19 protein-coding genes are annotated in these 25,411 nt (G+C 33.2%); 14 read left to right on the top strand and 5 right to left on the bottom strand.

The features are described 5' to 3' along the window. Positions 1 to 11: 11 nt before the first annotated feature. The 9 genes from OM075_RS16455 to OM075_RS16415 all read left to right on the top strand — a co-directional run bounded on the left by OM075_RS16455 (position 12) and on the right by OM075_RS16415 (position 14,245). Positions 12 to 1,697 carry a glycosyltransferase family protein gene (locus OM075_RS16455; protein ID WP_301191633.1) on the top strand — a complete coding sequence of 562 codons (1,686 nt, stop codon included), beginning with the start codon at positions 12 to 14 and terminating at the stop codon, positions 1,695 to 1,697. Further along, complete coding sequence (locus OM075_RS16450) at positions 1,681 to 3,132, top strand: glycosyltransferase (RefSeq protein WP_301191632.1); 1,452 nt, start codon at positions 1,681 to 1,683, stop codon at positions 3,130 to 3,132. Before OM075_RS16455 ends, OM075_RS16450 begins: the two co-directional genes overlap by 17 nt. Positions 3,133 to 3,211: 79 nt before the next feature. Then, positions 3,212 to 3,697, top strand: coding sequence for a pantetheine-phosphate adenylyltransferase (coaD, locus tag OM075_RS16445; RefSeq protein WP_301191631.1), 486 nt, complete (start codon positions 3,212 to 3,214; stop codon positions 3,695 to 3,697). Continuing rightward, positions 3,697 to 5,154, top strand: coding sequence for a TlpA family protein disulfide reductase (locus OM075_RS16440; protein ID WP_301191630.1), 1,458 nt, complete (start codon positions 3,697 to 3,699; stop codon positions 5,152 to 5,154). Before coaD ends, OM075_RS16440 begins: the two co-directional genes overlap by 1 nt. Positions 5,155 to 5,456: 302 nt before the next feature. Continuing rightward, entirely contained in the window at positions 5,457 to 7,721 is a 2,265-nt protein-coding gene (locus OM075_RS16435) for a T9SS type B sorting domain-containing protein (protein WP_301191629.1), read from the top strand. Between the two features lie 22 nt (positions 7,722 to 7,743). Beyond that, the gene (locus OM075_RS16430; protein WP_301191628.1) at positions 7,744 to 8,646 is read left to right on the top strand and encodes a PorP/SprF family type IX secretion system membrane protein; all 903 of its coding nucleotides are present in this window, start codon (positions 7,744 to 7,746) and stop codon (positions 8,644 to 8,646) included. Positions 8,647 to 8,649: 3 nt separating this feature from the next. Further along, positions 8,650 to 10,062 carry a TolB family protein gene (locus OM075_RS16425; protein WP_301191627.1) on the top strand — a complete coding sequence of 471 codons (1,413 nt, stop codon included), beginning with the start codon at positions 8,650 to 8,652 and terminating at the stop codon, positions 10,060 to 10,062. Between the two features lie 12 nt (positions 10,063 to 10,074). Next, positions 10,075 to 11,034 (top strand): hypothetical protein, encoded by a 960-nt coding sequence (locus OM075_RS16420; protein ID WP_301191626.1) that lies wholly within the window; start codon positions 10,075 to 10,077, stop codon positions 11,032 to 11,034. Between the two features lie 34 nt (positions 11,035 to 11,068). Next, the gene (locus tag OM075_RS16415; RefSeq protein WP_301191625.1) at positions 11,069 to 14,245 is read left to right on the top strand and encodes a two-component regulator propeller domain-containing protein; all 3,177 of its coding nucleotides are present in this window, start codon (positions 11,069 to 11,071) and stop codon (positions 14,243 to 14,245) included. Positions 14,246 to 14,375: 130 nt separating this feature from the next. Here OM075_RS16415 and scpA read toward each other — a convergent pair whose 3' ends face one another. From scpA to mutA, 3 genes are all read right to left on the bottom strand, one after another. Next, positions 14,376 to 16,535, bottom strand: coding sequence for a methylmalonyl-CoA mutase (gene scpA / locus OM075_RS16410; RefSeq protein WP_301191624.1), 2,160 nt, complete (start codon positions 16,533 to 16,535; stop codon positions 14,376 to 14,378). A 109-nt stretch (positions 16,536 to 16,644) separates the two neighbouring features. After that, positions 16,645 to 16,995, bottom strand: coding sequence for a four helix bundle protein (locus OM075_RS16405; RefSeq protein ID WP_301191623.1), 351 nt, complete (start codon positions 16,993 to 16,995; stop codon positions 16,645 to 16,647). Positions 16,996 to 17,041: 46 nt separating this feature from the next. Beyond that, complete coding sequence (mutA, locus tag OM075_RS16400) at positions 17,042 to 18,910, bottom strand: methylmalonyl-CoA mutase small subunit (protein WP_301191622.1); 1,869 nt, start codon at positions 18,908 to 18,910, stop codon at positions 17,042 to 17,044. 377 nt (positions 18,911 to 19,287) lie between these two features. Here mutA and OM075_RS16395 point away from each other — a divergent pair, with 377 nt between their 5' ends. Continuing rightward, complete coding sequence (locus OM075_RS16395; protein WP_301191621.1) at positions 19,288 to 19,659, top strand: DMT family protein; 372 nt, start codon at positions 19,288 to 19,290, stop codon at positions 19,657 to 19,659. A gap of 142 nt (positions 19,660 to 19,801) precedes the next feature. On the opposite strand, the gene OM075_RS16390 is transcribed toward OM075_RS16395, so the two are convergent. Further along, complete coding sequence (locus OM075_RS16390; protein WP_301191620.1) at positions 19,802 to 20,245, bottom strand: DMT family transporter; 444 nt, start codon at positions 20,243 to 20,245, stop codon at positions 19,802 to 19,804. Between the two features lie 208 nt (positions 20,246 to 20,453). Between OM075_RS16390 and OM075_RS16385 the strand changes: the two genes are divergently transcribed. The 4 genes from OM075_RS16385 (at position 20,454) to OM075_RS16370 (ending at position 24,973) form a co-directional block, all read left to right on the top strand. Further along, entirely contained in the window at positions 20,454 to 21,116 is a 663-nt protein-coding gene (locus OM075_RS16385; RefSeq protein ID WP_301191619.1) for a hypothetical protein, read from the top strand. 197 nt (positions 21,117 to 21,313) lie between these two features. Beyond that, positions 21,314 to 22,180: a UDP-2,3-diacylglucosamine diphosphatase gene (locus OM075_RS16380; protein WP_301191618.1), complete on the top strand. Its 867-nt coding sequence runs from the start codon at positions 21,314 to 21,316 to the stop codon at positions 22,178 to 22,180. Positions 22,181 to 22,198: 18 nt separating this feature from the next. After that, on the top strand, positions 22,199 to 23,215 hold the full coding sequence (locus OM075_RS16375) for a glycosyltransferase family protein (RefSeq protein ID WP_301191617.1): 1,017 nt from the start codon (positions 22,199 to 22,201) through the stop codon (positions 23,213 to 23,215). An 18-nt stretch (positions 23,216 to 23,233) separates the two neighbouring features. Next, positions 23,234 to 24,973 (top strand): bifunctional lysophospholipid acyltransferase family protein/GNAT family N-acetyltransferase, encoded by a 1,740-nt coding sequence (locus tag OM075_RS16370; protein ID WP_301191616.1) that lies wholly within the window; start codon positions 23,234 to 23,236, stop codon positions 24,971 to 24,973. Between the two features lie 34 nt (positions 24,974 to 25,007). Here the strand turns inward: OM075_RS16370 and arsC are convergent, their stop codons facing one another. Beyond that, on the bottom strand, positions 25,008 to 25,352 hold the full coding sequence (arsC, locus tag OM075_RS16365; protein ID WP_301191615.1) for an arsenate reductase (glutaredoxin): 345 nt from the start codon (positions 25,350 to 25,352) through the stop codon (positions 25,008 to 25,010). Positions 25,353 to 25,411: the final 59 nt, after the last annotated feature.

Raw genomic sequence — 25,411 nt, 5'->3', positions numbered from 1 at the left:
ATTTAGTTTAAATGAGTAATAATCAATCTAAGGATAATCTTATCCTAATGGATGATAAAATAGAAAGCTGGCTAAGAGATCGGTCAGCTTTGCTTTTTTACATATTGGCAGGTGTATTTGTTGTTTTTAGCTTTTTGTTTTTCAATGCACGGGTTAGCATTACTGGAGATGATTCAACTTATATTACCAGAGCAATTAATTTCTGGAGTTCAGGAAAATTTCCGGATTACCAGGGCCCTCTTTATCCAATTGTACTTTCATTGTTTGCTGGTATTTTTGGAATGAATGTAATACTCCTCAAGCTAACTTCCTTTGTGTTTTTGCTGGGTTCTTTTGTGTGGTTCTATAAAACGTTTAAGGACAAAATATCATATACCAGTCTGTTTTTCACAATGGGAATAATGGGGCTGAGTCATTATTTTTTGTTTTTCTCAAGCCAAACATTTTCTGAAGCGTTTTTTATGTTGCTTCAGATCGGTATGTTTTATTACGTATTTAAAGTTGTTGAAAGGGATGAGGATAGTTCAGATAAGAATTGGAGGAGCCAATTAAAGGTAGTTTTACCGATTGTAGTTTCTGCCGTATTAATGTTCCTTACAAAAACAATTGGAATTGGAGCTATATTAGCATTGTTGGTGTTCTTTCTTGTATATAAGGAGTTTAAGAAAGCTTTGTTTATATTATTCGGGTTTGTTGTGTTAATGACATTTTTTGTTGGTGTAAAAAGTGTTGTTTGGGATCTTCCCCCAACTACAGGAAAGCAAACCAGCCAATTGTTGAATAAACATCCTTACGATGAAAGTCAGGGGAAAGAAGATTTTTCTGGATTTATTCAGCGATTTAAAGATAACTCCAACCTGTATCTGTCCAAACACTTTGTGCGAGTATTAGGATTTAAATCAGGGCAAAAAAATAGTACAAATCCCGCTGTTACAATCTTGCTATATGTGTTGTTTTTGTTGGGCTTTTTCTGGTTTCCTAAAAGAAATAAATTTTTATTTTTCACCTCTGTATACCTTGCAATACTGCTCGGTATGACCTTTTTCTCATTGCAGAAATTGTGGGATCAATATCGATTAATTATACCATACGTACCTTTTGTGATATTATTTTTAGTGTCAACAGTAATTCAGGTATCAAAAGAAAAGAACATTGTTTTAGTTCGAAAATTCTTCTTTCTGGTATTGATTCTTTCATTAGGTTTAGTTTCCGTGAGCGGTTATAATAATATGGATCTGAAAACCTTATCAAAAAATATTCAAGGAGATAAGTTTGCCGGCTTTACACCTGATTGGGTAAGTTATTTAAAAATGGTGGATTATGTTGAAAGTAATTTATCAAAAGAAGACACTTATGTAGCTTGCAGAAAACCTAATATTGCCAGAATATATGCAAAGGGAAGAAAGTTTTATGGCGTATATCGTATCCCTGAAGGTTCGGCAGAAGATTTAGTGCAGCAATTAAAAGATAGAAATGTAACGCATATTATTGTCGCAAGCTTGCGAAAGAATCCACATGTATTTACAGGGCAAACCATAAACACTATAAAAAGATACATGGCAGTGATTGTAAAGGAATATCCTAAGATGTTTAAGTTGGTTAAGAAGTATGGAGATAAAGAGCCAACTTATCTTTTTGAAATAGATTATTCTCAGTTAAATAATCCTGTTGTTAAAGTAAATGAGAATAATAAGTAAAGGAATGCAATTATATAGTACTGAAATTAGAGATTATTGGGAGCAATTTGCTTGTAAGTGGGTAAAATACCGAAAGCGACGTTCTTATTATTGGAATTCAATATCTAAGTATTGTAATTATTTTATTCATCCTGAAAGTAGTGTTCTTGAAGTTGGATGTGGTGGAGGTGACCTGTTAAATGCTATCAATGCAAAAGAAAAAACTGGCGTTGATTTTTCACCTGCAATGATAAGAATTGCAAAGGAACAGTTTACGGAAATTACATTTCATGAAATGCCTGCAGAAGACTTAAATCTGAATGATAAGTATGATGTGGTTGTCTTGTCAAACCTGATTGGTTTATTGCCGGATATTGAACAGGCTTTTAATCAGGTTCATAATGTAGTTCATGAAAAAACCCGTTTGATTGTTACCTATTATAGTCGAATGTGGGAACCAATCATTCGTTTTGCAGAGGTTATCCGTATTAAAAGAAAATCGCCAAAGCAAAATTGGTTGTCTTCTCAGGATATTCAAAATTTATTGTACCTGGCCGGTTTCGAAACATATAAGGCCAATAGAAGTATGTTATTGCCATATAATATTCCGTTAATATCTGGCTTTGTAAATCGTTTTCTAAGTCGTTTGCCCCTGTTTAATTTGTTGGGATTAAATCAATTTGTTTTTGCTCGCCCAATACCTAAGACCTTAACACAGGAAGAGATTGATAACAAGTATTCCACTTCAGTCATTATTCCTGCCCGAAATGAAAGTGGTAATATAGAACAGGCCATAAAACGTATTCCCAAATTAGGAAAGCATACTGAGATTATTTTTGTTGAAGGAAATTCAAATGATGATACCTGGGAAACCATACAGAATGCGCAGAAGAAATATGAAGGGGAGTATGATATTAAGATTATGCAGCAGGATGGTAAAGGCAAGGGAGATGCAGTTCGAAAAGGGTTTGCAGCTGCAACTTGTGATATTCTGATGATTTTGGATGCAGACCTTACCGTTCCTCCTGAAGATTTGCCAAAATTTTACAATGCTATAACAACAGGAAAAGGGGAGTTTATAAATGGAGTAAGGTTAGTTTATCCCATGGAGAAGAATGCCATGCGTCCATTGAATACCATGGGCAACCATTTTTTTAGCAAATTTTTTAGTTACATTTTAGAAAGGCCTATAAAAGATACTTTATGTGGAACTAAAGTAATGTTTAGGTGGGATTACGAAAAGTTAGCAGCAAATCGTAAGTTTTTTGGGGAGTTTGATCCGTTTGGAGATTTTGATTTGCTTTTTGGAGCCTATAAATTAAATCATAAAATAGTTGACCTGCCAATTAGGTATAAAGAAAGAAAGTATGGTGACACTAATATCAGTAGGTTTAAACATGGTTTGATATTATTGCGTATGGCTACTTTTGCAACAATAAAAATAAAGTTTTGGTAAGTAGGTTTTGAGTGCTGAAAGTATTTTCACAACTTTATGCCGATTAAATATTCTTTGGTAAAAATTTAAGAAAGAGTTAATGAAACGTGTTGCGATATTTCCGGGATCTTTTGATCCTTTTACAATAGGTCATGAAAATATAGTACAACGAGCGGTTGGTTTGTTTGATGAGATTATTATTGGTATAGGTTATAACTCAAATAAGCAAGATTTTTATCCCGTTGATACCAGGGTTGAATGGGTTGAATACCTGTTTAAAGATGAACCGAAAGTAAAGGTGGGAAAATACGAAGGATTAACCGTTGATTTTGCCAAAGACTGTAATGCAGGATATATACTAAGAGGTATTCGTACTGCCGCCGACTTTGAATATGAAAGAGCCATTGCTCAAGTAAATAAAGCGATGACAGCTATTGAATCTGTCTTTTTGCTTACAACTCCGGAACATACTCCGGTTAATTCTAGTATTGTTCGCGATATCATCAGACATAAAGGAGATCCAAGTAAATTTATTCCTGAGAGAATTTTTGAGAAGATGAAAAATTATAATATGCAGGGAAAATAATGAGGTATATTGTTCTCATATTTGTTTTAATAGTTGCACAGTGGGTGAAGGCAGAAAGGTTAGATAGTGTTACTATCTATGGAAGTGCTGTTGAATATGCAAATATGAACCTTACTGTACAGCGTCAGAGTAATTATATAACAAGGGATTTTAAAGACTTAAGATCTTTTAGAGTTAATAAAAAGGGTGATTTTATCACTTCCTTCTTTGTTGATGATGTAACAAAAATATATATAAGCCTTGGTGAAATGCAAGGTTATTTATTTGTAGAACCTGGTAAGTCTTATAATATTGAATTACCTCCTTACAGACCAATGAAAGAGGAGAATAAATTAAATCCATTTTTTATTCCAGAACCGGTTCTGTTAGGTGTTAAAAATGAAAGTAGTGTTGATTTAAACAGAGAGATTAAAGAATTTAATTTATCGTATAATCAGAAGTTTGCCGATAATATTAAGAAGATTGTATTAACCAATAATAAAAAGTTAGCCTATCAAATTATAGATGAAACTGAAGAAGAATTCCCAGCTTCAAAAGATACCTGGTTTCATCAATATAAATCATATAGCTACATCAATCTTAAAAATTTTATCAACTCTAATCAAAAGCGAAAACTGATTAATGAAAATTTTAGTCATGTTCCGGTTCAATATTCATTAGATCCTTATTGGGAAGCTTTTAATCAGGTTTTTTCTAACTTCTTTTATTCGTATTTTAATTCTAAAGAAGGTGAGGAAGTTAAAAACTTATGGCCAAAGGTGGAGTCCTTCGATAGTTTAGCCATTGCTTTTGGTAAAGATTCTCTTTTTTATAACCGAACTTTAACTGAATTGGTTGTTATTAAAGGTTTGTATGATGGCTTTTATTCGGGAAATTACAATAAGGAAAAGATTATTACCTTAATGAAAAGGGCATCAGAGGAATGTAATAGCGATATGAATAAAGAAATAGCGGGAGATATATTTCATAAGTTTACAAAGCTTCGAGTTGGTTTATTAGCTCCTTCATTTTCGTTAACAACCTTGTCTGGTAAAAGTCGTGAGTTAAAAGATTTTCAAGGAAAGTTTATCTATCTCAACTTTGCGAATACGGAAAATTATGCCTGTAAAAAGGATTTTCAGATATTGAGTCAGTTTGCTGAGATGTTTAAAAAGGATATGGTGATTGTTACTATCCTTACTGATGAGGATCCGGATAAAGCTTATGAGTTTGTGAAGCAGCATAAATATAAATGGAATTTCCTTCATTTTTCACATAATGCAAAGGTGTTGTTAGATTATGACATCAAAGCCTTTCCAACCTATTATTTAATAGATCCCGAAGGAAATCTCATTTTTGCACCGGCACCTGGGCCTGAAGAAAACTTTGTTCCGATGTTCTCAGAAACATATAACCAGTGGAGGTATAAAAAGATGAGGAAAGAGAAACCTAAGGCAAGAACTATATACGATTTGTAATTTTTTGAGATTAGAATAAAGACAAAATAGGGGTGAGTTATTTTATTTAAGTATTTGATTTCTTAAATCTGAAAATTCAAAGGGGTTTGGGTCATAAAAGTTTAAAAAAAATCTGATTCTAAAGAAAGTCTTTTTATCTAACTATTAATGTATTAAGTTAGTTATTTATTAAACATTGGATTTTTTTTGATAAAGAGTCAGTTTTGTTGCATTAACATATAAATCGTGTAGATGTAGGAGGTGTGCATATTCATACAAAATGACTATGTTTGTATAGTTAGTAAAAGCTATAGCCTCATTGTATGAAACATATTCTTCACATTCTTCTGTTTTTTGCTTTTAATCTCATTTTTACAACCGTAAATGCCCAAGATCCACCTTATCCTACTGTTACAATAGTTAGTGATGATGTAGAATTTTGTGAAAGTGGAACTGCAGACGTAACCATTCAGTTTACAGGAGAACCTCCATTTGCAATTTATTATGAAATTGGAGGAGCTTATCAAACCGTAGGTTTTGATGAAGGAACAGGTTTACAGACTATTTCAAATTACGAACATACTTTTTCAATAACACAAACATCAACAGACGATGTTAATATTTTAAAGGTTTATGATAATAATTATCAGATTGCACCTTTAAATCATTCAACAAAATTAAATTCCGGTTCTGATCTTGTAAGTGGTTCAATGAATATTCAGATAGATCAGATGCCAACGCCTGATGCAGGGGTTACTGATAAGATCTGTGGCTATGAATATACGCTTCAGGGAAGTGTGAGTGATGCAACTCATACTATATATTGGAATGATATGACAGGAGTTGGAAGTTATTCTGATATAAATTCATCAACTTCAACTTTTGCTAAAAATGAAGAGGGTCAGGTCACTTTTATACTTACAGAGGAAAATGGCGCTTGTACTGCAACCGATGAAGTTACGATAGATTTCCACGGTTCACCTACAGCTACATTAAATTCACCTGGAGAATATAAATTTTGTTCCACAGATTCCGAAGCAGATATTGTAGCTTATAGTGTTAATTTTACAGGTAATGCACCATTTGATTATGTGATAAAGAATAATACAAATTCTTATAATGAAACTTCAACTACGCTGACTGCTAATTTGGAATACCCCGTTAGTACTTCTGATCAGTTTTATATTTTGTCTGTTACTGATGTAAATGGATGTTCAGCTATAGAGGAAGATATTACTGGAACCCAAATTGTCACAGATTTAAAACCAAATACACAGGCTGGAGAAGATCAGATTGTTTGCGGAAAAGAATTTACGCTAGAGGCTATTCCTAGTTCTGGAACAAGTGGAGAATGGAGTTCAGCGGCTACCGGAATTAATTATGGAGTGAATTCAAATGCAAATACATCTGTTACATCTGACAATTATCAACTTGTCGCATTAACCTGGACTGAAACCTCAGATGAACTTAGTTGTATAAATAGTGATGAGGTTCAGATACGTTTTGCAGAACCTCCAGTTCTGGAATTACTAAATACCGAGGATCAAATATGCAATGGAAGTTCTACCTATGTTAATTTAAATATAACAAATGGTAATGCACCTTTTTCTGTATCATATAATGACGAAACAGAGACGTATTCTAAAACTGAATTATCATTGGGTAGTATTTCGTTAGAGTTAAATCCAACTTATGATATTACTTCGCCTGTTCAAAGTCAAACAGATTTTCATTTTACTAGTATTGAGGGGGTATATGGATGTGAAGCTTCATACTCAGATTTAGTTTATTCAGTAAGTGTAGATCAGCAACCAATGGCAAACGCAGGTGATCCTAGTTTAGATTCTCCTTGCGATGATACAATAGAACTACAAGCAAGTAATTCTGTGGGTGAAGGTTATTGGAGTCCTAGCTCAGAAGGAACATTTGATGATGAAAGTAATCCTGAAGCTATGTTTACAGTTTCCCCAATTAATGAACCTACACAATATATTTTAACATGGAATGTTATTAATGGAGAGTGTTATGATTCGGATAATGTGGAGTTCACTGTAAAACCTTTTCCGACTCCTGTGATTGCAGGGAAAGATTCAACAATTTTTGCTTTAGATAATATTCAATTATATGCAGAAACATTGGAAGTAGGCTCAGGAACATGGTCTTTGTTAGAAGGTAGTGCTACAATTGTTGATCCCTCAAATACCATTTCTGTAGTTACAGGCATGGAACCAGGAGTTTATCGTTTTAAATGGACCGTGGATGTAGAAGAAGGGGGATGTGCTATTGAGGATGAGGTAACAATTACTATGAAGGAATTATTTGAAACTGGAGGTTTCTCTCCAAATGGAGATGCAATTAATGACGAGTTTAAGATTCCTGGATCAGAGAATCTACATAATATTAAGTTTGTTGTATTTAATAAGTTTGGGAAACTTGTTCATGAAGAAGTTTACTCTGAAAATGTTCGGATTTCTTGGGATGGAAAAGGTTTGGATGGAGAGGTTGTAAAGGAAGGAGTATACTATTACATATTTGATGCAGATGAATTAAGTAAGCCGGTTAAGAAATATTTGGTTATAAAACGATAAGTAAAAGAAACACACACTCATAATGAAGCATCTTATAATAGCATTAATGTTACTTATTACAATTTCATCTTATGGACAAAGAGAAATTGTGATGAGTCAATATATGTACAACAGATATAGTATAAATCCAGGTTTTGGAGGTTCACATGATGTTATGTCTATCTTTGGATCTTATCGTAAACAGTGGATGGGATTTGAAGGTGCTCCAACTACTGCTTTATTTACCGTTAATACTCCTCTGAAAAATGAAAAGGTAGCTTTAGGAGCACAAATATTTAATGAAAGTTATGCTATAGCCGCAAATACAGGTTTCAATTTTTCATATACGTATCGTTTACCTTTAAATAATGGCTCAAAAATTGGTTTGGCAGTATCTGCAGGATATGTAAATTATAAAACCAATTGGAATGATGTGGATATTGTTGAGCAGGATGATTTATTCGCAATGACAGAGAATAGTGGTTCTCCAATATTTGGTTTTGGTGCTGCAATGTATAATTCCAACTATTTTTTAGGTCTGTCTATTCCAACTTTTTTATACCATGACAGATATATTACCGGAGAAAATTCAGTTGATTTTAATAAGATAGATTATCTGCTGACAGCGGGATATTTGTACGAGATTTCAGATAATATTAGTCTTCAACCTTCAGCGCTGCTACGAGTAAATATGGATGATGAAACCTTTGTAGATGTGAGTGCTACTGCTATTTTGTTAAAATCATTGATGATTGGGGCATCATACAGAACTGTGGGCGATATTGTGGGGATGCTAGGTTATCAGATTACTCCTCAGTTGCGATTTACATATAGTCTTGATTATAGCATGGAAAAAATAGCATCTTATAATAATGGAACACATGAAGTATCTCTTCAATTCGACTTTGGTTATAAGATTCATTCACCAAACCCAAAATTCTTTTAGAATATGAAGTCGTTGTTTTATAATATTATAATAACCTTAATTGTTTCATCTGTTTTTGGTATTGACCTTCTTTCGCAGGAAGTAAAGGTTGAGGCTATTCCGAACAATAGTGCATTGAAAAATGATTTTGCACCTTATGTAATTGATTCAACATTGTATTTCACAAGTAACAGAAAACATGAGTTTTTAAAAACATATCTGGATCAAAATAATGAGGGGTTGTATAGAATTTACAAAACAGATATTTTATTAAATGATGATTTTAGTAAAGAAGTTGCTTTAAATTCTTCCAAATTCAGTAAGCTAAATACTTCCTCAATTTGTTTTAGTCAGGATAAAAGCAAAATTTTTATTACTCAGAATCAATATTCAAGTGTAAAAAGGAGCAAGGGTAGAGATAATCTTTTGGGTATATTTATTATTGATAATGAAGAAGGGAAATGGAGCCGCCCAACAGCATTTGCATATAATTCAAGAAGAAGCTTTTCAAACGGACAAGTTACTGCAACACCAGATGGAAATACTATTTTTTATGTTTCAAATCAGGATGGAGGTTTTGGTAAAACAGATATTTATCAATCAACTTATGAAAATGGAGCGTGGACAGAGCCTGTTAATTTAGGAGATAAAGTAAATACTGAAGGACAGGAATTATTCCCCTTCTATCATCCTTCAGGTAAATTATATTTTGCTTCGGATGAGCATAAATCAGAAGGTGGATTGGATATCTTTTATACTTCATGGAATGGAAAAGAGTGGACTACTCCGGTACATTTAGAGGAGCCTATTAATTCTCCTTATGACGATTTTTCATGTTATATTTACCCGGAAGAAACTGAAGGTTTTTTTGCGTCAAACAGGTCAGGGAATGATGATATTTATAGGTTTACAAATCCTTATCCTACTTTTCCTGATGTAAGTGATCAGGTAGAAGATAATTACTGTTTTACATTATTTGAAAACGGACCTTTTAAATCAGACACATTACCGTATAAATATAAATGGTATTTTGGTGATGGAGAATCTATGGACGGAATTGAAGTCAGGCACTGTTTCCCTGGACCTGGAATGTATAATGTACATTTAAGTGTGGTGGATACATTGGCAAACGTGGATTTATTTACAGTTGCCCAGTATGAACTTGAGCTTAAGCAAACTCAACAAGTTTATATTACTTGTCCTGACACAGTGAAAGTTAATGAACCAGTTACATTATCAGCTTCAAAATCCGTATTAAAAGACTTTAAGCCAGCTCAGTATTATTGGAACTTAGGTAATAATAATCGGGCAAAAGGTGTAACTATTAATCATATTTTTCGAACAAAAGGTACATATAGTATAGAATGTGGGGTAATAGCAGAAGATAATATCACAAATAAAATGGCCTCAAAACGTAAAATTGTAGTAACAGAATAAAAGATTAAATATATGCAGCACAACGTTTTATTGTTTTTATTAATATTTATTTCAATTAAAACATTTGCACAGCCAGTTCCGGCTGTTGATGAAAATATACCATACCTAGTAACATTTGGAAAAGAAGGGGACAAAGCTTGGGGAGATAGTGATTTTACACAAATAATCTTTTTTTCGGTACCTAAGAATCATACTGATCCAATTTTTATACGCGTTTTTGATCCAGAAGTTGGCGGTGATGTCGATGAGCAAAAAGGAGAGTGGGATACACGAATGAAATATAGTATTTATGGAGGTAAGGAAGCATGTTCAAATGAAGATGCCATGAAGATTAATTTAGGAGGAAATTTTCGAAGTGGAACATTACTGGCAACTAAATCATTTACCGAAAACGCTCGTTACGAACAGCAATGGTATACTTTTGGACCTATAAATCCAACTGAAGGTGAATATCTTCCTGATTATGGAGGTTATATTTTTAAAGTAATTATTGAAGGTATAGGAGGTGATGATGGTAATTTGTACAGACTGTTTATGAGTCAGCTATCTACAGAAAATCAACCAGTTGAAGGAGCGTTTGCTTTTTACTTTAAATATAAATTCAGATTACATGATGATGTAAATGAAGTGTCACATATTTATCCATTTATCGACGATAAAGTTCTAGCTGTAAAACAATCTAATTTTGATTGGGATAATGATGGATTTATAAGAATTATCTCCGTGGCTAAAAATGGTGAGTTTTTAAAAGTTTCCGGAGATAATGAATGGTGTGAAAGTATGCATGCAGTTCAACCAGCAGAAAAAAATACATCTTATGATATTCAGATTATTAAAAAGAAAAATGCTCATATTAAAAGTAATAATGTCGTTATCTTTTTAAAGAATCAATATGATGAATTAATGCCATTTTATAGTGTACCTATCGGTGGTATTCCAAAATATAAATATAGTATAGGTATTAAACCATAAACAGCAATCCTATTTAATGATTTATAAAAATACTATGCGAAATAAAATACTTATTCTATTATTTTTTATCTCAGTTTTTAGTAAGATTGGAGCTCAATCGTTTGATTTTAAGAGTTTTGATTCTGATATGGGCTTACCTCAGAACTTCGTTTATTGTCTTGCACAGGACAATAGAGGGTATCTGTGGATTGGTACAGGAGAAGGGTTAGTCAGATATGATGGACTTAGATTTATAACATATACTCGTAATGATTCGTTAGCATCAGATTTTGTTCATTCACTATTTGTTGATCACACTGGTGTTTTATGGGTAGGTCATGGAAACGGAACCTTATCCTATTATGATGATGGTTTTCATAAGGTAATTCCCAAGGAATTGGCCACAAGTCCAATAAAGGATATTTGTCAGGATGATTCAGGAAATATATGGGCGACAGTTCAAAATAATGGCCTCATAAAAATATCACCCGATAAAAAGATTAAGACATTTTTTGATAGGGAAATGTTTGGGAATAAACTCTATTATTCTATTGCCAGTATTGATGAATTCCACTTTTTGTTGGGTACATCGGATGGTTTATTTGCTTTAAAAATTGGGTCGGATGATGAAGTCCGTACACTTGAGGAAGTTGATGTAGTACCTCCTACAGTTATTAATAAAATTGTAAAAAGAAGGGCTATTGAAGGTGAGTATTGGATTGCGACTGAGGATGAAGGATTTTACTTATATAAGTATGATAGTAAGACAGCTGAGCATTTTGCTAACAATCAACTTTGTATCAAGTTTGATGTAGAGCAGGAAAATATTTTGGATATTTTCGAAGAAAAGGATGGAAACTTAATGTTGGCAACCTGGGGTAAAGGAATCATCAAATTATTCTGGGATAATGCTACACAAACATTTACTGAATCATTTAATTTTTCAACAGCCAATGGTCTTAATCACGATTTTATTAAGAGTATTTTGGCGGATAGAGAAAATAATTATTGGTTTGCATCATACGGAGGTGGTGTTTCAGTTCTTTTGGATGAAAGCTTTATTCATTACGATCTTGAGGATATTGGTTTTAAACAACTAAAAGCAATATCTGTATTAGCCACAAATGATAAACTCTGGATAGGTTTAGATAATGGAGTTTTAAAAACAGATCAGTTTTGTTTTTCAGATCACGAATATTACGATGCCGCATTGGGAATTCCAAATGATAGAATTACAGGTTTTGAATATGATAAAGATGGTGTATTATGGGTTTCTTCATTAAATCAAGGATTGTATTATCGAAAAAAAGATGATCTTAAATTTAAAAGATATAATTACACATCTTCGATTATAGGCAACTATATTAACGATATGGCTTTATTAGATACTAAAATCTATTTAGCTACATCAGGAGGTTTTTTTATTATAGATACTAAAACTAATCATGTTGAAAAATATACAACTGAAAACAAATTACCACATAACAATATAAACTTTGTTTATATAGATAAAGATGATAAGGTTTGGATTGGACCAAAATCCAGTGGAATTTGCATGTTGGATTCTACAAATATTGAGGTACATAAATTATCTCAGGCTCCTATAAATGTTTCAGGAATGACGAAGGACAAGGAGGGTAATATCTGGTTGTCTACAGTAGGTAAGGGTGTGTTGAAATATACAAGAGACACCTTGCAATCCATTTCGGTGTTGGATGGTTTATCAAAAAACTACTGTTATGATATCGTTTGTGATAAGAATAACAGACTATGGGTTTGTCATTGGCCTGGCATAAGTTCCATTGATTTAAATACCATGCAGATTAGAAACATGGGATTTAAAGATAAAATGGGAGGTGATTTTTACAGAGTTTGGGAAGATAAAAGTGAAAATATCTGGTTCGCATCCAGTCATGGGGTTGTTAAGTATTTCCCTGATCGAGATGAAAAGAATCTAGTTGCACCACTGTTAAATTTTACAGAAATTGATATCTCAGGAAAGAAATATCCAGTTAATAAACCAATTGTACTTAGTTATCCTTACGGTAAGCCTAATTATCGTTTTAGGTTTGAATTTACAGGTATCAGCTTTAAAGATCCACTAGGTGTAACTTACCAGTACAAAATGATTGAAGATGGAGAGGGTGAAGATAAAGACTGGGATGATTTAGGATCTACCAATTTTAGAGAATATGAATTTTTACCTTCAGGAAAATATACACTTAAGATAAGGGCCTTTAATGCAGACGGGGTTGTTACCAAGAGTCCTATTGCTGTAACTATTGAAATTAAGCTTCCTTTCTGGAAAAAATTCTGGTTTTATTTGTCTTTAGTTGCTTTTGGAGTTTTAGTAGTATTTTGGATTATTAAGTACAGAGAAAGAGCTTTGAGATTACAGAAGGAAGCATTGCAACAAGAAGTAGCTTCTCAAACTGTGGTTTTACGAAAACAAAAAGCTGAAATTGAAAAGAAAAATCAGGATATAACTGCCAGTATTACTTATGCAAAACGTATTCAGAAGTCTATACTTCCTCAGGTAGATACCTTAAGATCTACATTTCCTGAGTCTTTTATATTTTTTGCACCTAGGGATATAGTGAGTGGTGACTTTTATTGGTTTAATAGAACAAAAGATGTTTTTACGCTTTGTTGTGCTGACTGTACAGGTCATGGTGTGCCAGGAGCTTTTATGTCTATGATTGGATCTACGCTTCTAAATGATATTTATAAACTAAATGGAATCAATTCTCCGGCTGATATTCTTGAAAGATTAGATGCTGATATTAGAATATTACTTCAACGAGAAGGTGATGATCAGGCTAAGGATGGAATGGATATTTCAGTGATTCAAATTAATATGAGTACAGGTAAGGTGGTGTTGGCATCTGCAAAACGTCCGGTTTATTTGTATATTAATAATGAACTTACTGTTTATAATGGAACAAGAAGAAGTATTGGTGATGATGACATGACATCTGATACAAGTTTTGTGGATTATGAATATGAGTGTTCTAAAGGTGATTCTATTTATCTCTTTTCAGATGGTTATCCTGACCAATTTGGAGGACCTAGAGGTAAAAAGATGATGAAAGTTGGTGTAAAGAGATTGCTTGAAGAAATACATGAAAAACCAATGGAAAAACAAGGAGAACTGGTTAGAGATAACTTTATGAATTGGATGGGAGATCTTGAGCAGGTTGATGATGTTTTGTTTATGGGATTAAGATTATAGCGAATTTCTTGATAATATTAACATATGAATTAAACGGCTGTTGTTCTTCAATAGTCGTTTTTTTATGCCATAAAAAAGCCATCCCAAATTCGGGATGGCTTTGATAATATATAAAGTAATTATATTTTAATTACTCTGCAGCTTGAAGTAATAATCCTAAGATATCACAAGCAGCTTTTGATACTGAAGTACCAGGACCAAAAATAGCAACTGCACCAGACTCGTATAAGAAATCATAATCTTGTGCCGGGATAACACCACCACAAATAACCATGATATCTTCACGACCAAGCTTTTTAAGCTCTTCAATTACCTGAGGAACTAAAGTTTTGTGTCCTGCAGCTAATGAAGATACACCTAATACGTGAACATCATTTTCAACAGCTTGTTTTGCAGCTTCAGCAGGAGTTTGGAATAAAGGTCCCATGTCAACATCAAAACCTATATCTGCGTATCCTGTAGCTACAACTTTAGCACCACGGTCGTGACCATCTTGTCCCATTTTAGCAACCATAATACGTGGTTGACGACCTTCTTTTTCAGCAAATTCTTTTGCTAAAGCAGTTGCTTTTTCGAATTCAGGATCTTTTCCTGCTTCACTAGAATATACTCCACTAATAGAACGGATCACAGCTTTATATCTTCCAACAATTGTTTCACATGCATCAGAAATCTCACCAAGAGAAGCGTTCTTCTTAGCAGCATCAACCGCTAATTCAAGTAAGTTACCTTCACCTGTTTCAACAGCTTTAGTGATAGCAGCAAGAGCAGCTTGACATTCTTCTTCATTACGCTCTGCTTTTAATTGCTTTAAGCGCTCAATTTGAGAAAGACGTACAGCTGTATTGTCAATATCCAAGATATCGATTGGATCTTCTTTTTCAAGACGATATTTGTTAGTACCAACGATAGTTTGAGTACCAGCATCGATTTTAGCTTGAGCACGAGCCGCAGCTTCTTCAATACGCATTTTAGGTACACCACTTTCGATCGCTTTAGCCATACCTCCAAGTTCTTCAACTTCTTCGATAAGAGCCCAAGCTTTTTCTACTAATTCATTTGTTAATGACTCAACATAATATGAACCAGCCCATGGATCAACAGACTTACAGATTTGAGTTTCATCCTGAATGTAAATCTGAGTATTACGAGCAATACGAGCAGAGAAGTCAGTAGGTAATGCAATAGCCTCATCTAATGCGTTAGTGTGTAACGACTGAGTGTGACCTAATGCAGAAGCCATTGCTTCAATACAAGTACGACCAACATTGTTGAATGGATCTTGCTCTGTTAATGACCATCCTGAAGTTTGCGAGTGAGTACGTAATGCTAACGATTTTGGGTTTTTAGGATTGAATTTTTTAACAATCTTAGCCCATAACATACGTCCGGCACGCATTTTAGCAATCTCCATGAAGTGGTTTGTTCCAATAGCCCAGAAGAAAGACAAACGTGGAGCAAAAGAGTCGATATCCATACCAGCGTTAACACCAGCACGTAAATACTCTAAACCATCAGCCAAAGTATATGCTAACTCAATATCAGCTGTAGCACCTGCTTCTTGCATGTGGTACCCTGAGATAGAAATAGAGTTAAACTTAGGCATGTTTTTAGAAGTGTATTCAAAGATATCAGCGATGATTTTCATTGAGAATTTAGGTGGGTAGATGTATGTATTACGCACCATGAATTCTTTTAAGATATCATTTTGAATTGTACCTGATAATTGATCAAGAGTTGCACCTTGTTCCAATCCTGCCACAATGTAAAATGCCAATACAGGAAGTACAGCACCGTTCATTGTCATAGATACAGACATCTTATCCAATGGAATACCATCAAAAAGGATACGCATATCTTTAATAGAATCGATAGCCACACCCGCTTTACCAACGTCACCTACTACACGCTCGTGATCTGAGTCATATCCACGGTGAGTAGCAAGGTCAAATGCTACAGAAAGACCTTTCTGTCCAGCAGCAAGGTTTCTTTTGTAAAATGCATTTGATTCTTCAGCAGTAGAGAATCCTGCATACTGACGAATAGTCCATGGACGCATAGCATACATCACTGAATATGGTCCACGTAGGTAAGGAGGCAAACCTGCAGCATAGTTCAGGTGTTCCATTCCTTCTAAATCGTCTTTTGAGTATACACTCTTAACTGGGATACGTTCTGGTGTAATCCAGTCCTTTTTAATCCCATTTTTTTTCTCCCATTCTTTGGCATCAACTTCGCCACAAGGAGAACTTTTTTTGAAATCTATATTTTTAAAATCTGGTCTTGCCATTTTTCTTTAGATTATTAGATTTTAGATAAGAGACTAGAGATTTATTCCCTTCTTTCTTACCAATGATCTATTTATAAACCTATATGTTTAATATCGATTAAGTATTTAGCTAATTAATACTATTATCTAAACCTGTAATCATTTTTTCAATCTCATGAATAATTTTTAGAAAATTATTCAAAGTGGGTTCATCTATGTAATTTACATCATAAGATAAGTAGATGTGAGTTTCAAGTTCAAGTGCCGATCCATATGCATATTCAAGAAAGCGTTTAAAATCTTTGTTAGATTTTCTGCCGGATCCTTCTGCAATATTTGCAGGGATACTTACAGAAGCTCTTCTCATTTGGTCTGTTAAGCCAAAAGTCTCTGCTTTAGGAAAATTTAAAGTGAGTAGGTAAATTTCTTTAACTAAAATTCGTCCTTTTTGCCAAACTTTAAGTTCCCTGAAGTTATGCATTTGTCTTTCTTATTTGTCTCCTATCTCTTATCTAATGACTTTTATCTTAAAGTCCTAATTCTTTACTAAAGCCTTGAAGTGTTTCAAGTACGTTAGAACGAACATTAATAAAGTTTGTAATTCCTTTTGCTTTTAAATCATCAGCGCAAGCAGGAGCTCCGGCAACAACAAATATTGCTTCACCATTAATAGCTTCAAATGCTTTAGGTGCAGCTTCTGTGTACTCGTCATCAGATGAACAAAGAACAATAATATCAGCACCGGCAGCTTTAGCAGCTTCAACTCCTTCTTCTACAGTTTTAAAGCCGTTGTTGTCAATTACCTGGTATCCAGCACAAGCAAAGAAGTTACTAGAGAACTGAGAACGAGCTAAACGCATTGCTAAGTTACCGTAAGTAAGCATAAATACTTTTGGTTGTTTAGCAGCAGCCTCTGTAGCTAAGCGTAATGCTTCAAAATCTTCAGCACCGCGAGATGAAGGTAAAGCTTCAACTGTTGTGTCTCCATCACAAACACTTCTTCCTTTTTTATCTTGATCAGGATTAATTGCTCCGGCTACTTTCTCTGTGAAGTTAGGGAATTGGTTTGTTCCTAATAGGTTTTCACGACGAGTAGCAATTGCTTTTTTGCGTTTGTCAGCAGTTTCTTTAACTGTAGATTGAATAAATCCTTCTTTTAAAGCTTCAGTATATCCACCTTTATTTTCAACTTCTACAAATAAAGCCCAAGCTTGCTCAGCAATGCTATTTGTTAAGTTTTCGATGTAATATGAACCAGCTGAAGGATCAGTAATTTTATCAAAATGAGACTCTTCTTTCAACAATAATTGTTGGTTACGAGCGATTCTTTCTGAAAATTTATCAGATTCTTTGAAAATAGTATCAAATGGTTGAACAGTAAGTGAGTCAGCACCACCAATAGTTGCCGACATTGCTTCTGTTTGCGTACGTAACATGTTCACATATGGATCGTAGATTGTTTTGTTCCATTGTGAAGTTTCGCAGTGGATAGCCATTTTTGTAGGTTCGTTACCTGTTGGGCTATAAGATTTTACGATAGTAGCCCATAACATACGAGCTGCACGTAATTTTGCAATTTCCATGAAGTAATTACCACCAACTCCAAAGTTGAATTTAATAGTAGAAGCAGCATCATTTACAGATACCCCTCTTTCAACTAATTGAGCTAAATATTCGTTACCCATAGATAAACCAAATGCTAATTCCTGAACAATAGATGAACCGGCATTATTGAATAACTTAGCGTTAACACAAATGGTTTTAAAGTTTGGTAAATCTTTACCAGCTTCTACAACTTCTTTTGCATGGTCAAATAACTCATCAAAAGAGTGGCAAGCTTTACCTGTAGATGTTAAACATCCTAAAGTATCAAAGTTAACAGAACCTTTAACTTTGCTTAAGTCACGATTGGTCTTTTTTAAATAAGCAACCAATGCTTTTAATAACTTTTTACTTCCGTGAGTAGTAGAAAAGTTGATTTCAATTTCGTCAGAGATAATGTTTTTTAAAACTTTTTCAAGTTCACTATCAAAGTCTTCTACTTTTTTACAGAATGTAAAGCCAAGTGAGTTTACACCTTTTGTTAAAACATCAAGTGCTTTTTCATTAGCAGCAACGCCATCAACAGCTTTAATGTCTTGACGCACGTACCAGCTGTTTTCTTTTTTTGTTCCTCTTACATAAGGGAATTCTCCAGGAAGACTGTCAAGGTACTTTACACCATCTAAATCTTCTGAACGATAAAAAGGGCGAACGTTGAAACCTTCGTTTGTTTTCCAAACCAGCTTTTTCTCAAAGTCGGCTCCTTTTAAATCCGCTGTGATTTTTTCCATCCATTGCTCAGTGGTAACTGGAGGAAATTCACTCAATAACGGCTTTTTAGTTTTATCTGCCATAATATAACTATAATAATAACTGTTTGTTTTTTCAGACCGCAAAATTAACCCTTTTCAATAAATTAAGGAACTTATTCGAGGTGTTTTATACCTGTTTTGTAGCATGATTATCAATTAAGTAAGTGTTATTGAAGAAATATTTCTTTATTATTAGGCTTGTAATCCTATGATTGATAGAAAGATATCTGAAATATTTCCTCAATGCTAAGTATAAAATTGATTAAAGATTATTTCGCATATTAATTTGAAATCATCGAAAAATATTAAGTGAAATAACATATCAAGGAATTCATATTACAAGTAACTTTGGTAATTTTGCATATCAGATGAATGCATCATATGAATCATTTTATAGTAAAGTTTTATTTTATTAATTTATGTCTAAAGCACTAATAACTATTATTCTTTTAACTATTTCAAATACCTTTATGACCTTTGCCTGGTATGGACATTTGAAATTTAAAGAAATGGATTGGTTTAACAACTTAGGTTTAATAGGTATTGTGTTAGTCAGTTGGGGGATTGCTTTATTAGAGTATGTTTTTCAAGTACCAGCAAACAGAATTGGATATTCACAAAATGGAGGACCATTTAATTTATGGCAGTTAAAAGTTATACAGGAGGTTATTACACTTTCAATATTTACAGTATTTACAATCTTCTTTTTTAAAACTGAGACCTTAAGAATGAACCATATAATTGGTTTTGGATTTCTAATTCTTGCTGTTTATTTTATATTTAAAAAGTAAGATTGTTTTGTCATAAGGTTGTTGTACTATTTCCAATAGGATAGTTTTTTAAGTACTAAATCATCTTTTGTAAAAGGAAATTAATAAGTGTGTAGGTAAGTTGTTGTTTAATTACTATTACCTTCAAAATATTTCCTTTATTCTAATACTTCTGTATTAAAAAAATACCTCCCAATAATAAAAGTATGCCAATAATTCTTCCAGCACTAATTGTGTGTATGTTGATTCCAAAAAAACCATAGTGATCAATTATGGATGCAGCAATAAGTTGACCTGCAATTGAGGCTGCTAATACCGTTGTGACGCCAATTTTTGGAATAAAGAAAATAACAGATGAAACAAATATGGCTCCAAGCATTCCTCCGACAAAAAGATACCAGGGCGCTGTTTTTACATAACCCCAATCCGGAACCTGAGTTTTAAATAAAAAGTTTAAACCAATTAAACAGATTGTACCAACTAAAAAATTCACAAAAGCACCTTGTAAAGGATGTTTTAAAAAGGTGGTTAGTTGGGTATTAATACTTCCCTGAATTGCCAAAAAGCAACCAATAAACAGTACAATTAATGTATAAACCAGTTTCATAGTATAAATTTTTGCACGAAGTTAATAAATGTATATACATAACTTTTATTTAAGTGTAAAAAGAAAATGGATTGTCTATTTATTAAGGGCTTCAATTTTAAAGGAGGTGTTTAATGATAATTTAATAATGGATTAAAATCTTCTTAAAAATGTAATCAAAGCTTAGACATATTTTTGTATTTATACTCATCAATAAAAAAATCGATTTATGGTTAATAATAATAGGGAATATAAGGAGGTTTTGGGATACAGAGAGCGTAAATTTGATCATGATCGGGATTTAGCTGTAAATGAGTTTGATATGATGTCTGAGGATTTCTATTTGTCGGGTTATGAAGCCATTTTAATACCACAGGTACAGTACATCTCAAAAAAGACCGTAATTGCATCAACTATTTCTTTCGATAATGAGGTCTTACTTTTAAAAGGAGCTAGTAATAACTATGAAGTCAAAGAAATATGTACTGATTTAGGTGTAAGTTATCTGGAATTAGATTGCTGTTGTAATGATGCTTGTTTGGTAAATGTTGAGCTGGTTTTAAATGCTCATAAAGATATATCGCATGTATATGTAGAATTTAACGAATCTAACTTACCTATAATTAATGAATTAAATAGGATTTGTAATGATGCTAAAGTGAATTTAATAGCAAATATTGAATCTTACGATCATAGTTTAATTGGCAGGTGTATTACCAATCAGGTACCTTTTGTAATAATGCCTAATGATCAGGAGTCTGTGGTTATTGCAAGCCGAAGAAATTTAGTTCAGACAGAAGGTGTATCCAGCTCTTTTACTTATGATTTGTATACTCTTTGGCAAAATAGTTTAAATAAAAGAAAACCTTGTATTACTCCAATGACTGCATAAGTTAATATTAGATAAGATATTTTAAGAGGCAGCATCATTATTGATGTTGCCTTTTTGTTTATAGGTCTATCAGTGTGTAAATGTGATATTTACATTAAATTAACGTGGGTGTTAATGCTTACAGTTTCTTCTTTTTAAGTTCACGATAAGTTCTTTCTTCCCCATTAGATTTGTTTCATTAATTGTTGAAGAACAGAATGAATACAAAATCAAAAAAGGAACTCAAGCGATTAGACGCCGTTGTGATTTCAGATACGCACTTGGGTACAAGAAGCTGTAAAGCAAAAGAACTGTTAGCATATTTAAAATCAGTTCAACCTAATCATCTTATATTAAACGGAGATATCATTGATATCTGGCAGTTTTCAAAATCCTATTTCCCAAAAGCCCAACTAAAGGTTGTCCGTCAAATTATTAAAATGATGGAACAAGGAACAAAAGTTCAATATGTTGTTGGGAATCATGATGAGGCCTTAAGGCGTTTTGTGGGAACTACTGTAGGTAATTTTTCTATCGTTAATAAGGTAGTATTGGATATAAATGGAGCCAAGAGCTGGATTTTTCATGGTGATGCTTTTGATGTTGTGATGCAGCATTCAAAATGGTTGGCAAAATTGGGTGCTACAGGATATGCTTTATTAACGATCATCAATAAAATAGTGAATGTCTTTCTGTCTCTTTTTGGCAAGATGCGAATTTCTTTATCTCGTGATATAAAACGAATGGTAAAATCCAAAAGAGATGATATTACTACAAAGTTTGAAAAAACAGTTGCAGAGTTAGCTATTAAAAAGAGATACAAATATGCGATTTGTGGACACATTCACTGGCCGGCAAAGAAGTTCATAGAAAACGATCACGGTAAAGTAATGTATCTGAATTCAGGAGACTGGGTTGAAAACCTTACTGCTCTGGAATTTGAAAATAACGACTGGGATCTGGTTTATTTTAATGAAGAGGATTCATTTCTTACGGATGAAGATCTTGTGGATGATGCAGATCAAATGTTGGTGTCTGATAAACTGTTGTTTCAAACCATGTTTCAGGATGTTTTAAGTGATTAATTCCAAACATTTACTGCTATGAGAATACTTTATGCAATTCAAGGAACCGGAAATGGTCATGTGGCAAGAGCCCTTGATGTTATTCCTGTGCTGCAAAAATTTGGAGAGGTTGATATTGTGCTAAGTGGCAATCAATGCGATATTACTTTGCCTTGGGAAATAAAATATCGGTTTCATGGAGCGAGTTTTATATTTGGTAAAAAAGGAGGTGTTGATTTATGGAAGACGATGAAAAATATTAGTCTCATAAATTTCCTTCTGGAGATGATTAAAATACCTGTTCGCAATTACGACTTAGTTATAAACGACTTTGAACCTGTAGTGGCGTGGGCCTGTAAATTAAAAGCCAAACAATGCGTTGGAATTTCGCATCAGTCTGCCGTGCTGCACAAAAGTGCACCTCAGCCATATTTAAATAGTTCTTTTGGAAGAGCTATTCTGAAGTATTATGCTCCTACAAAAAAAAATTATGGGTTTCATTTTAAAAAGTTGGGCGAAAATATTTTTACTCCTGTTATAAGAAAAGATGTACGATCATTAAGGGCAACTAAAGGCAACCATTTTACTGTATATCTTCCAGCATACTCCAATGATGCAATTGTAGCTTTCTTATCAAAATTTAACGAAGTAAATTGGGATGTCTTTTCAAAGCATTGTAGCGAAGAACAGGTTTTTGGAAATGTAAAGATTCAGCCTGTAAATAAAGATAAGTTTGTAAAAAGCATGGCTGGTGCTGTAGGTGTTTTTTGTAATGCAGGTTTTGAAACACCTGCCGAAGCTTTGTTCCTAAAAAAGAAGTTGTGTGTTATCCCAATGACGGGGCAGTATGAACAACAATGTAATGCTGCAATGCTGCAGTCTATGGGTGTGCCTGTTTTTTCTACATTGAATGAAATCAATGAAGATTTATTTAGAACATGGCTACAGGAACGTTCAATTGTAAATGTTGAATATAGTGATGATACAGATTGGATTATCTCTTCTATTGTAAAAGCTCATAGTAAAATAAATATTGAAGAACCTGTTTTTGCATAGCGTGTAAAAGTCAAATAAATGAATCTAATAACTGCAGAAAGATTAAAAGAATCAGGAATTCTTAATGTTAAAAGTACAACAGCGCAAAAAATGCTGTTTAATTATCTGAAAATTAATAAGATTAATAATCTTATTAAACAAACAAATGTGTCTGCTCAAGTTGGTGAATCAGTACTTATTAATAAAGTGCTGGATAATTTAAACATACATGTTAGTATTCCTGAAAAAGAACTAAAAAATATACCAAAATCAGGTCCTTTTATTATTATGGCGAACCACCCGTTTGGATTTTTGGATGGGATAATAATGATAAAGACTTTAAATGAAATTTATCCTGAATTCAAGGTGTTGGCAAACTTCTTTCTTAAAGATATTGCACCTTCTTTGAATAATTCATTTATCGATTTAAATCCTTTTGATAATAACAGTAAGGATAATATTCAGGGATTAAAGAAAGCTTTAAATCAATTAAGGAATGGTAATCCATTGGGCATATTTCCAGCCGGAGAGGTTTCAACAATGCAAAAGGGTTTAGGTAAGATTGAAGATAAGGAATGGGATAGTAGTGTTATTAAATTTTTAGTTAAAGCAAATGTGCCTATTGTGCCCATGTTTTTTGAAGGACATAATAGCTTAATATTCCATTTGTTGGGGAAAGTGCATCCATTCTTACGCACATTATCTATTCCTTCTGAATTTTTTAAGAAGGAAAATAAAACAATTCATGTTCGAATAGGTAAGCCTATTTATCCGGATACTTTAAATGAACTGACCAGTATTGATAGAAAAGGAAAGTATCTAAGAACCTGCTTGTTTGCATTAAAATCCACAAATGAAACTAAGAAATTAAAAAGAACTTATAAAAAGCCTGCTGATATTATCTTACCCGTATCTCCCTTATTAGTAGAACAGGAAGTTGAAAATATCAGGAGTAAAGCTTTGTTATTCGAGAAGTCCGGATTTGAAGTTTATTTAGCGGAATCAAAAAATATTCCCAATATAATAAGAGAATTAGGTCGTTTACGAGAAATAACTTTTAGAGAAGTAGGTGAAGGAACAAATCAAAAAATAGATATTGATAGTTTTGATGAATACTATTTACAACTTTTTATTTATAAGAGAACTACCAGGCAGATTATAGGTGCATATCGGGTAGGTTTTGGAAATCAGTTTATTAAACAGAAGGGAATTAAAGGATTTTATGTAAATAGCTTGTTTGATTTAGATGAAAAAATGGTTCCTGTTTTGAAAAACTCTATTGAACTGGGAAGGTCCTTTGTTATTAAAGAATTTCAACAAAAACCACTTCCTCTATTTTTGTTATGGCAAGGAATATTAAATATTCTCATGAAAAATAAAGAGGTGGAATATATAATTGGACCGGTGAGTATAAGTAATGATTTTTCCCGGTTTTCAAAGGATCTGCTGATTGCTTTTATTAAGAAGCATTGTTATGATCATGAATTAGCCAAGTTTGTTCAGCCTAAGAAAGAATTTAAGGTTAAGACTGATCCTGAATCAATAGAGGTGATTTTGGAACGAAATAAAGGAGACTTACAAAAGCTGGATCGGTTTATTTCAGGAATTGAACCTGGATACTTAAATATTCCGGTTTTATTAAAGCAATACATCAGACAGAATGCTAAAATTATAGGATTCAATGTGGACCCAAATTTTAATGATAGTCTTGATGGATTAATGATTCTGGCAGTAAAGGATTTACCGGAAGAAACTTATCGCTTTTTAGGCAGTAAATAAAAAGTGGGGCTTTATAAGCCCCACCTTAATTTAACTATAAAATAGTATCAATATTTTCAACAGGTCGGCCAACAACAGCCTTTGATCCGTTTATAATAATTGGTCGTTCAATTAGTTTAGGATGATCAACCATCGCCTGAATTAATTCTTCATTAGAAAGATCTTTACCTTTGATTTCATTCTTATAATAATCTTCATTTTTTCGAATTAATTCATCAGGTTTCATTCCTAATTTCTTTAAAATTTGACCGATTTCTTCAAAGTTTAAAGGAGTATCAAGGTATTTAACAACCATCGGTGTAATACCTTTTTCGTCTTTTAAATATTCTAAACCCTGACGACTTTTTGAACATCGGGGATTGTGTAAATACATGATCATAGCAATGTGTTTTTAATAATTTGTCTTTGATTAATTCATCTGATAAACCGCAGGAATAT

Source organism: Plebeiibacterium sediminum (assembly GCF_026013605.1).
Classification (GTDB): domain Bacteria; phylum Bacteroidota; class Bacteroidia; order Bacteroidales; family Marinilabiliaceae; genus Saccharicrinis; species Saccharicrinis sediminus.
This window is presented reverse-complemented; position numbering and strand designations above follow the sequence as displayed.